At 48.9% G+C, this 14,514-nt stretch carries 9 protein-coding genes; 1 reads left to right on the top strand and 8 read right to left on the bottom strand.

What is annotated here, in order from left to right:
* Positions 1-102 precede the first annotated feature (102 nt).
* From cshA to JUF22_RS12645, 5 genes are all read right to left on the bottom strand, one after another.
* Positions 103-1,692 carry a degradosome RNA helicase CshA gene (gene cshA, locus JUF22_RS12665; protein WP_203646839.1) on the bottom strand — a complete coding sequence of 530 codons (1,590 nt, stop codon included), beginning with the start codon at positions 1,690-1,692 and terminating at the stop codon, positions 103-105.
* Between the two features lie 192 nt (positions 1,693-1,884).
* Positions 1,885-3,270 (bottom strand): UDP-N-acetylmuramoyl-tripeptide--D-alanyl-D-alanine ligase, encoded by a 1,386-nt coding sequence (locus tag JUF22_RS12660; protein ID WP_203646837.1) that lies wholly within the window; start codon positions 3,268-3,270, stop codon positions 1,885-1,887.
* Positions 3,271-3,486: 216 nt separating this feature from the next.
* Positions 3,487-4,272, bottom strand: coding sequence for a hypothetical protein (locus tag JUF22_RS12655; RefSeq protein WP_203646835.1), 786 nt, complete (start codon positions 4,270-4,272; stop codon positions 3,487-3,489).
* 74 nt (positions 4,273-4,346) lie between these two features.
* Entirely contained in the window at positions 4,347-5,237 is an 891-nt protein-coding gene (htpX, locus tag JUF22_RS12650; protein ID WP_203646833.1) for a zinc metalloprotease HtpX, read from the bottom strand.
* 8 nt (positions 5,238-5,245) lie between these two features.
* The gene (locus JUF22_RS12645; protein ID WP_203646831.1) at positions 5,246-5,821 is read right to left on the bottom strand and encodes a LemA family protein; all 576 of its coding nucleotides are present in this window, start codon (positions 5,819-5,821) and stop codon (positions 5,246-5,248) included.
* A gap of 103 nt (positions 5,822-5,924) precedes the next feature.
* On the opposite strand from JUF22_RS12645, the gene JUF22_RS12640 reads away from it, so the two are divergent.
* Positions 5,925-6,386, top strand: a complete 462-nt coding sequence (locus tag JUF22_RS12640) for a low molecular weight protein-tyrosine-phosphatase (RefSeq protein ID WP_203646829.1) — start codon at positions 5,925-5,927, stop codon at positions 6,384-6,386.
* Positions 6,387-6,449: 63 nt separating this feature from the next.
* On the opposite strand, the gene JUF22_RS12635 is transcribed toward JUF22_RS12640, so the two are convergent.
* The 3 genes from JUF22_RS12635 to JUF22_RS12625 all read right to left on the bottom strand — a co-directional run bounded on the left by JUF22_RS12635 (position 6,450) and on the right by JUF22_RS12625 (position 14,034).
* Positions 6,450-8,723 carry an L-type lectin family protein gene (locus JUF22_RS12635; protein WP_203646828.1) on the bottom strand — a complete coding sequence of 758 codons (2,274 nt, stop codon included), beginning with the start codon at positions 8,721-8,723 and terminating at the stop codon, positions 6,450-6,452.
* Positions 8,724-9,102: 379 nt separating this feature from the next.
* Positions 9,103-11,319, bottom strand: coding sequence for an L-type lectin family protein (locus JUF22_RS12630; protein ID WP_203646826.1), 2,217 nt, complete (start codon positions 11,317-11,319; stop codon positions 9,103-9,105).
* A gap of 408 nt (positions 11,320-11,727) precedes the next feature.
* Complete coding sequence (locus JUF22_RS12625; RefSeq protein ID WP_203646824.1) at positions 11,728-14,034, bottom strand: lectin-like domain-containing protein; 2,307 nt, start codon at positions 14,032-14,034, stop codon at positions 11,728-11,730.
* Positions 14,035-14,514: the final 480 nt, after the last annotated feature.

Here is a 14,514-nt window from a genome sequence, read left to right as displayed (position 1 = left end):
GTTAATGCTCGCCAGTTAACCGCCCTGCTCCACGCTCTCTATACAAAAAAATCCCCACCAGTATGCGACTGGTGAGGACCCCTCTAATCAATTTAAATGAAACTAGTCTTTCTTACGAATGGTGAAGCCGCGGCTTCCACCTTCGTTACGCCGACCACTGTTGCCACCGTTGCTACGGTGACTCCGGTTGTCGCCATGGCTCCGTGAATCATGGGAGTCATGGTTGCGAGAATCATGGCCGCGTGAACCGCCACGACTGCCGCCGCGTGAATCATTGTTCCGATGGCCACGGTAGCCACCGCCGCCGTTACCGCCACGACGATGATTACCACCATGATGGTAACCGCCACCGCCATGACCCTTGCCACCGCGCTTAGGCAATGGACGTTCTGGCGTGATCTTAACAGGAACCTGACTGCTGTCCTTGGTTAAGTCGTTTAAGAGCGCTGCAACCAAGTCTTCAGCATCGTATTGGCTTAAGAGGCTTTCAGCCGTCTTAGCATACTTTTCAGTGTCCGTCTTGCTAACTAAAGCGTCAACTTCTTCTTTAGCAGCGCCCAGTTGGCTAACCAGGGCTTCTTCATCCGAAGGTGGCTTCAAAGGCAGCATACGCACCTTCGTCAGCTTTTCGATTTCACGCAAGTAATCCATTTCGTTAGGCGTCACGAAAGTCATGGAAACACCATGCTTCCCGGCACGACCGGTACGGCCGACACGGTGAACGTAACTATCTGGATCTTGTGGAATATCGTAGTTGTAAACGTGGGTCACGTCATTGATATCGATACCACGAGCAGCCACATCGGTTGCCACTAAGATATCTAACTTACCATGACGGAATTCGTTCATGATTTGGGTCCGGCGCTTTTGCGTCAAATCACCATGAATCCCAGCAGCGTTATAACCACGAGCTTGCAAACCGCTTGAGATTTCATCAACCCGGCGCTTAGTCCGCGTGAAGACAATCGTCAAGTCTGGTGATTGCACGTCGAAGAACCGTGTCATCACATCAAACTTTTCGAAATCACGTGAACGGACGTAGAATTGATCGATCAAGTCGGTCGTTAATTCCTTAGCCTTAATCTTCACGTGCTTAGGGTCTTGCATGAATTGGACACCAACCCGTTTGATTTCGGGAGGCATAGTTGCGGAGAAGAGCATCGTTTGACGCTTTTCTGGCAATTGCTTGATGATGTCTTCAATGTCATCCAAGAAACCCATGTTTAACATTTCATCGGCTTCATCCAAGACCAGCATTTGCACGTGGTCCAGCTTCAGCGTATGACGACGAATGTGGTCTAATAAACGACCCGGGGTCCCAACAACCACTTGCGGGTGGTTCTTTAAGGATTTGATTTGGCGACGAATGTCAGCCCCACCGTAAACGACTTGGACGTTAGCCCGCTCGTTACGGCCTAATTTATAAATTTCTTCTTGGGTTTGGATAGCAAGTTCACGTGTTGGAGAAACAACCAACGCTTGAACGTTTTCGTTGCTCTTATCGATCTTTTCCAAGATTGGTAAAGCGAAGGCCGCAGTCTTCCCTGTCCCGGTTTGGGCTTGTCCAATCACATCTTGACCAGCCAAAACCATGGGGATTGTCTCGGCTTGAATTGGGGTCGCTTCCTCGTAACCTGCTGTCGTAACTGCGTTCAGTAGGTCTTCGGAAAGACCCAGTTCTTTAAACTTCAAAAATAATTTCCTCCTAAATGGGTACGTCGCCATAGTGCCTCAGGGTTCTTGGAAAAAATCCGTTTTCCGTGGTGCGGACTGTGATTGGCTATGGCGGGATAAGTTCGTTTCATAAATACAACTAAGCCATCATACAACGCTGAAACAAAATAAGCAACTCCCACGACTTGTGGAAGTTGCTTATTTTTCAGTTTAATTTTCAGTAGAATCCTGTAATGCCGCCAACACTTGCTCCAAATGAATGCCGTGAGATCCCTTTAATAAAATCTGATCATCGGCAGTTAATTGCGCCTGCAAATCGGCTGAAAGCGTTGCCAGGTCGGCACTTTCGTAATGTGACACCGGCAATGTTGGCGCCTGTTTAGCGAGCGCAGTTTGAAGTGCGGCCATGTGGGGGCCAACCAGGTACACGTGACTGATGGCCGCTGGATCAATGGCACTGGCCAGACCCGCATGCATGGCATCCGCCTGGTCGCCCAGTTCCAGCATGTCACCCAATACCACGTACCGCTTACCCGTGACCGGGGTCTTCGAGAAGGCTGCTAAGACTTCCTTGACGGCCGTGGGATTTGAGTTGTAAACGTCACTCAGGATAGCGGCGCCACTGGTACTCTGCACCCACTCAGCCCGGTTCTCGGTCAGGCTGACCGTCTTCAACGCCCGCTGCATGTTCTCGGGCCGAATCCGGTAAACGTTCCCCACCGTTAACGCAGCCAAGGCGTTGTTGACGTTATAGGTCCCAATCATGGGAATCGTGAACGTCAGGTCTGGCCATTGGTTCGTGGTAAATTGGGTCTCGGTGGACGTCCCATCCACACTCGTGGCGTTGATGGTGTCCGTCGCGGTTTGACCAAAGGTAAATTGGCGCTGGGTCAATTCGGCTGCCCGCTCCTGCAGTAAGGGTTCGTCGCCATTGTAGACGAAGATGCCGTCATCACTTAAACCATGGGTAATCTCCAGCTTGGCGTCCGCAATCTTGTCGCGGGTCCCGAAGAACTCGATGTGGGCTTCACCAATCATGGTGATCACTGCTAAATCAGGTGACACCAGTTTGCTCAAGAAATCGAGCTGGCCTGGTCGGTCCATCCCCATTTCAACGACTAACATTTCCGTATTAGGCTCCATGGAGAGCACAGTCATGGGAACCCCAATCTCGTTGTTGAAGTTGGCGTGGGTCTTAGTCACGTTGAACTGCGTGCTCAGGACGGCGGCAATCATATCCTTCGTCGTCGTTTTCCCGTTACTCCCGGTAATGGCAACGACCCGGGGATTAATTTTAGATAGGTAATATTGCGCGAGCGCTTGCAGCGCCTTTAATGAATCAGCGACTTGAATCACTGGAAAATCGGCTGGCGCAGTTGCGAGGTCGCGGGCCCAGAGAGTTGCCACGGCACCGTGGTCGATGGCCGACTGAATAAATTGATGACCGTCTTGTTCACCAGTCAATGGAATAAAGAGGCCACCCGGTTGCAGGTGACGACTATCAAAAGCCACGCTCGTTACACTAACACTACGCCATTGTTCGAAATCATTGATTGCTCCAACCGCATGAGCAATTTCAGCAAGCTGCATCTTCATGTTTTCTACTCCTAATTAACGAAACGATCCCCTCGACCGCCCCGGTTTCAAATTACTAGCCAGACGGCAGCGTGGCCGTCCGGTTTGTTCCGCATTAGATTCTGAGTCACATTATACCATGGATTGCCATCGGCTAACTTAAAAGTCCTGCAAATAATTCCCGGTCGTGGACGCAAAAAAGGAGCCAGACACTAGTCCAGCTCCCCTTGACACGTCTTAAATTAAATCGCCAACGTCACTAAAAACTTGGTTATCGTGAATGCTTAACGCCCATTCACGCGTGGCTAGATCGTACCGCAGACTCGCCACTTCACGAGAGTCCGCATAGACCTCTTCTTGTGAGTACCAGGTATTTTGTCGTTCCGGATGGGTAATGGCCCGTACCGGGATCACATAGATGCGGTGCCGCTCAACCAACTGATCAAAGGCCACAATCATGCCGTCGAGCAACCCCTGAATCAATTGCAGTAAAATCTCGTGTGGCACATCCGAGATGGCTAATGGCCGGGCAAAGACCCACCGGTTATTGTGCATCGACCGCAAGTGGCGTTTGATGCTAACCTCGAGCACGTGGTCAAAGTCTGACAAGTGCCGGTAGTAAGTCTTGTAAAACCCGTCTCGCAACGTCAGATACGCATACTCATTTTGAAGTTTGGCGTAAAATGGGGTTCGCAGGTGCGTTTCCATGTGCGCTAGGTAAAGGAGCTCAGCGATTTCACTGGGCAATAGAAAGTCCAAGTCATCGCCGTGCGCGTAATCCAGCCACTTCACATCGTGCTCGTGTTTGGCTAACAGATAGCGCCGAATCTGCGCTTGCCCCGTCACAGTCTGCAACCGGGTGTGCGGATTAATTTCCACATCGTTACCCGATTCTTCGTTCAGCAAGAGCAGTTGGTTGGGGATGGCTGGCACCCCATTCAAAAAATCAGCTGGTGAAATGCCCAACGAATAGATCATATTCGTAACGGGTTCTAGACTCAAATAAATAAAATTTCCGCGCATGGTCGCACACTCTTTCCCCTAGTTTCAATCACATCTAATTGTACTACGAAACCGGGCACAACCGCTCACTATTTTTACATTTTTTCCAACCGGGCAATCCGGTCAGCCATTGGTGGGTGGGTCGCAAACAGATCCGCAAACTTTTGCTTGTGTTTGAAGGGGTCACTGATGTAAAGAGCCGCGCTATTCGGGTCAGCCTCTTTCATCGGTGCACTATCGTCAATCTTCTCTAGGGCACTGATTAAGCCTTGTGGATTCCGCGTCAGTTCAACGCTAGACGCATCGGCTAGGTACTCACGGTTACGGGACAGCGCCATCTGGGCAATGCTAGCCGCAAGCGGCGCTAGGATAATGAGGAAGACTGAGATAACCAGTCCAATCACATTACCACCCGAGTCGCGGTCATCACGCCGCCGACTCCCACCCCACCAGAACCAGTTACTGGCAAAGTTAACCAGTAAACCGATTGCAGCAGACAGGGCCAAGGCAATGGTCTGCAAGCGAATATCATAGTTCCGGACGTGTGACATCTCATGGCCAATGACACCTTCCATTTCCTCACGATTAAGGCGTGAGAGAATGCCGCTGGTCACTGCGACTGCCGCGTGTTGCGGGTCGTTACCGGTAGCGAAGGCGTTGGGACTGGCATCGTCAATGATGAAGACCCGGGGCATGGGAACTTGAGCCACCATCGCCATGTCTTCAATCATGTGCCACAGCTGCGGTGCCTGACTGACATCCGTAATTTCACGGGCGTGGTTCATACTCATGACCACATTCGTCGACTGACTAATCATAATCAACATGTACACGACCGCGACGACCGCCGCAATCACGGTCCCGGAAAGCCAGCTATTCCAGAAAAGGTAGCCCAAGGCCGCGCCAATCGCTAGGGTCAGCACCCCGAAGCCAAACATGACGTAACCCGTTCGCCGTTTATTCATGGCAATTTGGTCATACAACATGTTATCGCCTACTTATCTTGGCCAAAGTCATCGAAGTTAACCTTCGGCGCCGTTTTTTCTTCTTCAGGAACTTGCAGGTAGTCGCTCTCTTGGAAATGGTGAACCTTAGCGACAATGTTACTTGGGAAGGATTGAATCTTCACCGTTAAACTAGCCACAGAACTGTTGTACAGCTGCCGGGAGTAAGAAATTTTGTTTTCGGTATTGGTTAATTCTTCCATTAGTTGGGTAAACTGCGTATTAGCTTTCAGGTCTGGGTAATTTTCAGACAAGGCAAATAATGACCGCAACGTCGTCGAAAGTTGGTTAGAAACTTCCATTGTTTGTTGGTGATCACCAGCTGGCACTTCGGTCAGTTGGTTCCGCAAGGCAATTACCTTTTTTAACGTCGACTGTTCGTAATTGGCGTACCCCTTGGTCGTTGAAACCAAGTTGGGAATCAAATCATTCCGCCGCTTTAACTGAACGTCAATCTGACTCCATGATTCTTGAACGTGCGTCCGGGTCCGAATCAAGCCGTTATAAGAACTAATGTACCAAACGACTAACAAGACCAGCACGATGACTAAAATAATTGCTACCATATGCGCACTCCTCCTATTTTTTCTGGTACACTCATCATAACAAACGGTCAAGGCGGACTCCAGCAACTACGCCCGTCTTTACCATTAATTAGGAGGTTACCCCATGCAACACGTTCTGTTTGTTTGCCTTGGCAATATTTGCCGTTCCCCGATGGCCGAAGCTATCTTTAATCAGCTACTGGTCGACCGCCAGCTCACCGATAAGTTTGCGACCAAGTCGGTGGCTACCAGCCCAGAAGAAGAGGGAAATCATCCCCATCCGGGTGCCTTAAAAACCATGCGTGCCCACGGACTAGATGCCAGTCAACACCGGTCACGGCCCATCACGGACGCCGACTTTGCGTGGGCGGACACCATTATTACCATGGATCACAGCAACCTGTATAACCTACAACGGTTAGCCCCCTCCGTGGAAGACCAGGCCAAGGTCAAGTTGTGCTTGGACATTCTACCCGGTCGTGAGGGTGAGGCCATCGATGACCCTTGGTACACCCATAAATTTGAACTGACTTATCAGGAACTGGCAGAAGCCTTGCCCGCCTGGTTGGACGCATTGACTAAATAGGCTACTGATACCTTAGCCCGGGCTTGAATCGTGACTTGATTCAGGTTGGGCTATTTGTGTGTATTAGAGTGCATTCTTTAATTCCCACGTGATTTGGCCTGAGTATTGGCCCGGGATAGCACTTGAATTCAAGTGTAGTAAGAGTCCACGGGGACCATCAGAATCACCTGCGATGAGGGTTTCGTTTGGAGTTTTGGTTTCGGGCTTTGTCTCCTGACTAGTGGCAATGACAATAGACTGTCTAGACAGGTCCTTCCATTGCTCAAGGCCAGACGCCACCACCCCCTGTTGTGTGGCTGGTGCAACATAGGTGAGCTTCCCGTCTAATGCCCGCTCCTCATTTTCAGTCATCAGTGTATCTGAATTCAGCGATGCGGTTAGTTGCCATCCTGGTCTTGATTCCCCGGTATCAACAACACTAACGTTAAAAGTTCCTTTGGGATAAATTTTATCCGACCGACCAGTCAGGGCATACTGACCAAACGTTAAATCAGGATCAGCAGACAATTCCAACAACCTTTGCGTAATCGTATACTCTAAAACATTGGTACTATTAATGCCATTAGCATCAGATGCGCTAACCTTCAACTGAGTCGTCTTCGCCTGCAGCTGATCACTTGGCATCTTAAGCGTAAAGTTTCCTTCCTCATCCATCTGTATCTTCGCATCTAAATTAACGTGTAACTTAATTCCGTCCAGTCCAGATAACCGAGAAACTTTTCCAGTTAGCGTAACATCTTTACCGTCACTCACCACCATGTTCCCGGTAACGCTGTCGCCTGTCCACTGCAAACTTATTGGATCATCGACCGATTTCACCTTGAATCCATTTAAGGTTGCCGTTGTCACCGCATTTTCACCAATAAATTTACTGGTAGTTGCCGGTACGGAAGCCACCTCTTTTCCTGGCAGCACCGCCTGCCCATTCAGTGACAAAGTTGCGTGCTGACTATCCTTGGGTGTTTTACTATTTTCATTGATTGATTTATACAAGTTCTGCGCCAATTTGGTCTTAATGTCCTGTCCTTTGAGATCGTTCAAACTAAGATCTTCCGTTTGACCATTGGAATATGTGATGACCCCATTCGTGAAACTCAGATTTTTGGGTAAATCGATGTTGGCCTCCACCTTTCGCCACGGTTCCCAACCACTAGCATAGCTCAAGTCGTAATCAAGTTTGACCTGATGCCCTGCTTTTATACTATCATCTGTCTTCACCACACGATTATTATCAGTCGTATCCGTCAGAACCGCCTTAGCATTCACATCTACTAAACCAGGTACTTTCTCAAAAACAACTAAATTACTTTCCCAGCTCTTTCCCGTGGAGCCTGTAAATCCCCAACGAACCTTCCCAGTGCCTTTCGGGTCAAGCTCCTGTAGATCCATATTTTTTACTGTATAGGTTTTCTGTGACTCTGGCGTATCTTTGCCAGTCTGCGGATCTTTGTCATTAAAGGTATAGGTCATACTCTTTTCTGCATGTTTCCAAGCTAACGTCACATGATGCCATTCACCATTAGCTAAAAAAGCATTACCTTCGTTAAGAACACCTTCATGCTTCATTGTGGCATATTTCCATTTATCAAATTGTTTAATTTGATATGTTGTAGACATGCCTGGGTAGCCAGAAGCAATATGGGGATATCCCTTTGCAATTGCAACGCCAAAATTATTTTTTCCTCTATTAAGGGTATCACCCACACTACCTTCGTCAAATAAAGATTGCTGGCCCGCTTTCAATTTCTCTGCTAGCCCATTTTTCCAAACCTGATTAGGATACGTATCGAATTCTAGTGCCCAACTATTCTGAATAGCCCTTCCTGCAATTGTGTCAGCATCAGGAAGCACCTTTCCGGTAGCATCTCCCCAAACACCTAACGTCTCGCCGGCAGCAGGACTATGATTCTCATCTAGTGCACTAGCGTTACTACCACGTGAATCATTCTGCATCACAAAAGCCATGCCATCTCCTGAACCCGTGCTATAACCACCTTTATCAAAGAACATCCACATGGACGCCGTTTGATCCTTATCCAAAGGCATGGCTGCCCCGTTCTTCGTCCAAATTGTTCCCAACTGATCCGGTCCATTCGTTAAATAAACCGCTTGATTTTCCCCATAATTCGTCTTGATTAAAGAAGCAGAATTTTCTGGAATGCTGCCAATTTCAAAATAACTACTGATATCAATTCCCTGTGGTGCTTTCTCAACAATTTTATCCAAACTAGCATGGCCTTGATCACTCAGGCCTTGTGCTCTAGCCTTAATCTCCCAGCCAAAGTTAATCCCAACCAGCCCCAAAATAATCCCTAACAATACGCGCTTTAACAACATGTCAATTCCCCCAATTTAAATCAATATGCCCAGCCACATAACCGGCCCAGACTACCGCACCCTATCGCTCCGGTTAACACCAGACGTCAATCTCAATTTCAATCGTTACGGTAGTTCGCCGGTCACAGCCATTAACGTTGCCCACTGATTTTCACTATCAGCGACTTATAACATTTATTATATTATCACCCGTGTAATAATAACTCCATGTACTATCTGAAATTAGTATAGCACATTCACCACCAAAGTTAAGCAAAAAAGTTGATATAACAATATTTATAAGGAGTTAAAGGATAATTTAAGAACTCACTTTTAGCTGAATAAGTCTTTTCAACGCAAGAAAAAAGAGCTTAGTCGCCCAAGCTCTCACAACGTTCTTCTATTTAACGGCGTCCACAAAACTCCAGGTCACCGTCCCTTGATAATGCCCTTCAGCGGCGCCACTGCCAACATCTAGCAACAGGCCCCGACCATTCTCCCAATCCCCCGACACGTTGGTCAGGTCGTTGCCGCTGGTCGTCGTGTGATCCATCAGGACCTGGTTCCCCGCACTCAAGTTAGCGGCAGTTGTCCCATCCTGATACATCAGACTCGCTGGCAACACCGTACCAGCACCATCCGTGCCGGTCGTAAACGCTGAAGCCGCCGCCTGTAAGGTCCAGTGGCTACCGGTTCCCCGGGTGTCACGCACATCGACATCCCAATCATCATTAGCCGCCAATTGCTGGTGCTGACCGGTCAGGATCCCACTAAACGCAATCGTCGGCGCCACTGCCAATTTCAGTGACCCCTGCGTGATGGTATAACTCACGTCGTTACTGTTATTGCCTTTGCTATCAGACGCGTACAGAATCAGTTGGTTACTCTCCGCCGTCAGTGCCGAACTGGGCACCGTGTAGCTAAAGGTTCCGCTAGCATCCGTGTTCTTCAACGTGGTCACCGGCAGCGCTTCGCCATTCAGTTCCCCGTGCAGTTTGATATTGCTGTTGGTATCCGCACTCCCGGTAACGTACGAGGCCTTCCCGGTCAACGTAACCGACTTGCCCGCAGTCACCGACGTCGCGCCGATCGTATTGCTAGCCCCGTTGGCACTGTCGCCGGTCCAAGCCAGGGTCATGGCACTGTTGACGGCCTTTACGTTAAACGCATCCACCGTCGCCGAAGTCATCGCATTATCCCCGACAAAGTTACTCGTCACGGTTTTCGTACTCGTCGTGGTTCCCGCAGCCGCAGGATTGCCCGAGCTGTCGACCGGGGCAGCCTTACCGTTCAAGGACACCGTTGCCGTCGCGTTAGTCTTAGACAAATTTTGTGTCAAAGTCGTTTTCAGACTTTGTCCACTGAGGCCGCTCAAATCGATGGTATCCTTTTGCCCATTGGCGTAAGTAACCACGCCAGACGTAAAACTCACGTCCTGAGGCAAATTTAAATTGGCAACCACGTTTTTCCAGTCTTCCCGACCACTCGCATAAGTTAGGTTGTAGTCAAGTCGCAAGCGGTCACCGGAATTAATCGTTGTGCCACTGGTTACGGCGTTACCACTGGTTGTATCCGTTAATTTGGCTATTGAGTTGGCATCGACCAGGCCAGGAACTTTTTCAAAAATGACCAAGTTCTTTTCAGCATTCCAACCGGTTGATCCGGTAAATCCCCAACGAATTTTCCCTGTATTTTGCGGATCAATTTCGGTCATATCTAGTGGTGCGGTCGTAAATGTCTTATACTTTTCGTAACTTGAATCCTGAGGTGCACCCGTTGTCTGGCTTTTATCATTAATGGTGTAAGTCATCGTCTTGGCCGTGTGATTCCAATGAAGCGTGACGTGATGCCAAAATCCGTCGGCTAGGCCACTATAATTGTTGGTTAAAATCCCCGTATGGTTCATCTTAGCGTAATGGTAACCTGTCGAGCCCACGTTAACAATCGAATACGTACTAGCTTTCCCAGGATAAGCTGAGGCAATATGAGGATAGGCTCCCGTGATATCGACGTCAAAATAGCTAGGAATGCCGCCTTTAATAGCATCCGCCATGCTTGTGTCATCCTTCTTATCAAACTTATTCACATAGGTATCAAATTCAATCGCCCAGCTGTTGTGAATGGCTGACTTGGCTAACTCTGTTGTACTCGTAAAACCGTTCCCCGTGTCATCCCCCCAAACACCTAAGGTTTCCCCACGACCTGGCTTACCACTCGTATCGACTGAACTGGCACCGAGGCCCCGGGTATCATTTTGCATGACAAAGGCCATCCCGTCACCAGACCACGATGTACTACCATCCCCAAAATACATCCACATCGCCGCTGTTTGATCCTCGTTCAAGTTCATTTCAGCCGAATCACTAGTCCAAATAGTTCCCAATTGACTTGTTTTATCAGTTAATTGAACTGCCTGGTCCTCACCGTGTTGCGTCTTGGCTAGCACAGCTGAGTTATCAGAGGTTGTGCCTGCCTGAAAATAGCTACCAATCTTAATGCCTTGTGGCGCACCGTTTAATACATTTGTTAAATCGTCAGCTTGTGCCGAGGTCTCCCACCCCAAAGTAGCCCCCGCCAAGCCAATCACAATCCCCGTTACTAACCGCTTCAACTTCATTTAAGTCACTCCTTAAGCGGAAATCCCGCCGCGCTCCGATATTTTATCGCCCTAGTCATTAATTGCACAAATAGTTTCAATTGGTGAAAGGATACTGACTTTTCTATCTAAAGAATGCCAATTTAACAGTTCTTCAAACTAATCAAAATTCAAAACACTAGTCAGTATTTTAAAGACTCCCCTAGAACAGTCTAACTATTAACTAATATGATTATATGCGGTTTACGAGAGAAACACAACCGTAAAGCAATAAATGTTTTAGTCAGCCTATTTAAACTGACAACCATTCGCGGTTTAACGGGATTCCTAAGCTACAGACAAAAAAGGGCCTCAGTTTTCACAACTGAGGTCCTCTAAATAACAACTAGTTCAATTTTTAACGAGCCGGCAACCCGCGAGATAATCGGCCTACGTTGGCGTATCACCCAATGTCCAGGTGACCGTGCTGAAGTACGTGCCCTCTAATGCATCGGAATGGACATTCAGGAACAGCCCTTGCGAATCGTTCCAATCATTCGTGATATTGACCACATCATCATCCGAAGTGGTCGTGTGACTCAGCACGTTAACCGCCCCACTCATCAGGCTACTACTGGTGCCATCGCTGGTCACGTAAGTCATGTCTGCGGAAAGGCTCCCCCGCAGCTTGGAAATAAAGGGGGTTGCACTCGCCGTCAAGGTCCATTGGTCACCAGTACCCTCGGTATCATCAACGGTCACATCCCAATTACTATCAGGCGTCAAGGTCATTTCCGACCCGGACATGCTCCGCGGATCATCACTGTTAAATGAGGACTTCGGGGAAGCCACCAAGCTCCGGGACCCCGCCGACAGATTTACCGTCTCGCTGACGTCATTGGTCGCGTGCCCCTTACTGTCCGTCGCGTACAATGTCAGGACGTTATCTTGACCGGCAACCAGTGCGCTGGCTGGAATGATGTAGGTAAAGGTCCCAGCCGCGTCGCTGTTACTCAGCGTCTGCGTCTGAAGTTCCTTACCGTTTAAGACCGGGTGAAGAGTTAGACTGCTATTCGGATCGGCGGTTCCCGTAACGTAAGAGATTTTTCCCGTCACAGCAACGTCTGCTGCCTTGGTCAGTCGCTTGCGGGCCGTTGTGCTATCTGAATTAACATCATCCCCCGTCAACGTCATGCTAACAGTAGCATCATCGTTCTTCTCAACTTTGAAGCCCGTGAGACTTGCCTGCGTAATCGCATTCGAGCCATTAAACCTGTTGTTCGTCGCGGCAACCGTGGTTTCGCTGCTATCGCCAACGACGGCCTTCCCACTCAGCGAGATGGTGGCGCCGTCGTTGTCACTGGACAGTTCCTTGCTCAAGGTCTCACTGAGGGCCTGCCCGGTACTACTCTGCGCATCCAAGTCCGTCACCGTTTGCGTGTCCCCGTTAGCATAAGTAATCGTCGCATTGCTAAAGACGATGTTACTAGGCAGATTCAGTTTCGCCTGAACGTCCTGCCAAGAATCCCGGCCGCCATTATAATTCAAATTGTAGTCAAGCTTCATCCGGTCGCCGGCATTCACCGTATCGCTCGCTGAGGTGATTTCCTTGTCACTCTGCGTGCTATCCGTCAGTTTAGCCGTCGCACTCGCGTTGACCAACCCGGGGACCTGTTCAAAGACGACCAAGTTGTTTTCAAAGTTGGACCCGGTCGACCCTGTAAATCCCCAACGAATCTTATTATCGCTACCTAGATTGAGCTTATTCTTATCCACTGTGACCGTTTGCGACAGTCCTGTCTTGGCAGCCCCAGTGTCGGGATCCTTGTCATCAAACGTGTAGGTCATTTGACTACTCGACGCATCCCATTTCAACGTTAAATGCTTCCAGGCCCCGGTTCCCAGGAGATTAAAGCCGTTGGTAATCACACCTTGGTGATTCAGTACCGCATAAGGATAATTGTACGTCGTGTTCGTTGGTGTCAGATTTAAAAATCCCCCGTACGTGGTCACCGTAATGTTCTTCCCCGACATATTATAAGACGTCTTATCTCCGGGGTAAGCCGAAGCAATATGCATACTGCTTTCATTCAAATCAAATTGGTTCGCCGAATTAGCCGAACTGGCAAAATAACTATCCCACGTCTTTTTCTGGTCCGCTGCACTGTCATCCGAATTCGTGCTTGGCAGACTTTTGTTATTATAAGTGTCAAATTCCAATGCCCAGCTGTTCTGAATTCCCGTGGCAGCTAAATCGTCAGCGCTCTTGTACTTTTCATTGATGTCATCGCCCCAGACACCCAGCGTTTCACCGGTTGCGGGCGTGGGATTTGATTCATCACTGGTATTGAGGGCACTTGCGCCGATTCCCCGTTCATCATTTTGCATGACAAAGGTCATCCCATCACCACTCGAAGTAAACGAGTCCCCCGTGTACAGCCACATTGACGCCGTCTGGTCCTCGCTTAAATCCATCGCCGCGGCATCACTGGTCCAAATCGTTCCCAGCTCATCCCCGCCGGTCGTCGCATCCGTCAGCTGAACGGCCTGATTTTTCCCCTGATCCGTATCTGAAATTTTCGCCGAATTATTGGCAATGGTTCCCGTTTCAAAGTAACTATCGATAGCAATCCCCTGCGGCGCCGTCCCCAACGCAGCGGTCACATTTTCCTTGGTCGAGGCGAGCCCAGGCACCGTCCGTAGACCGAGTAATGTTCCAACTGTTAAGATGCTTAACACGACTGCCTTTATTTTCATATTGATCCTCTCCTAGTGCTCGAAAGCCTGCCGGTACTAGTCATCCCAACAATCTTTCCCACCCTAAACACCACGTTACGGGCGTTACCGTCTTCAGTGATTTTTCTAAACGTTGTTCCCAGGAACAACCGGTTGCAATTATGATTAAATTGGAATCCACCGCAACCATCTCGTATCCGAATAAAAAAACATTATAGTCGTTTTCCTGTATTAAAGACAAACTGAACCATAAAGCTAGCTTAAAGCCTCTTTACTATGATTATTGGTTACGGACATTCACCACAACATTCAGAACAAAAAGAAGGTCCCAACGCCGCCCACCATCCCTGAGAAGCGGTCATTGGTACCCGTCTATAACTGGTTTAATTTGTTTTCACGGCCAACATCCAATCGATTTATCCACGATAACTGCCGACCATGGCGGTATTGTTCAGGTTCAGTACAACGTCGCCCAAAATAAAAATCACCACTTATCAGGCT

This window comes from Levilactobacillus lanxiensis (genome assembly GCF_016861655.1).
Lineage (GTDB): Bacteria > Bacillota > Bacilli > Lactobacillales > Lactobacillaceae > Levilactobacillus > Levilactobacillus lanxiensis.
Note: the sequence above shows the minus strand (reverse complement) of the source record. Positions and strands in the feature narration are given on the sequence as shown.

Bases quoted from the DNA above. Each gene is read 5' to 3' on its own strand.
- JUF22_RS12635 (WP_203646828.1), bottom strand. From the start codon at position 8,723: ATGTTGTTAAAGCGCGTATTGTTAGGGATTATTTTGGGGCTGGTTGGG.
- htpX (WP_203646833.1), bottom strand. From the start codon at position 5,237: ATGTTGTATGACCAAATTGCCATGAATAAACGGCGAACGGGTTACGTC.
- JUF22_RS12625 (WP_203646824.1), bottom strand. From the start codon at position 14,034: ATGAAAATAAAGGCAGTCGTGTTAAGCATCTTAACAGTTGGAACATTA.
- JUF22_RS12640 (WP_203646829.1), top strand. From the start codon at position 5,925: ATGCAACACGTTCTGTTTGTTTGCCTTGGCAATATTTGCCGTTCCCCG.
- JUF22_RS12655 (WP_203646835.1), bottom strand. From the start codon at position 4,272: ATGCGCGGAAATTTTATTTATTTGAGTCTAGAACCCGTTACGAATATG.
- JUF22_RS12660 (WP_203646837.1), bottom strand. From the start codon at position 3,270: ATGAAGATGCAGCTTGCTGAAATTGCTCATGCGGTTGGAGCAATCAAT.
- JUF22_RS12630 (WP_203646826.1), bottom strand. From the start codon at position 11,319: ATGAAGTTGAAGCGGTTAGTAACGGGGATTGTGATTGGCTTGGCGGGG.
- JUF22_RS12645 (WP_203646831.1), bottom strand. From the start codon at position 5,821: ATGGTAGCAATTATTTTAGTCATCGTGCTGGTCTTGTTAGTCGTTTGG.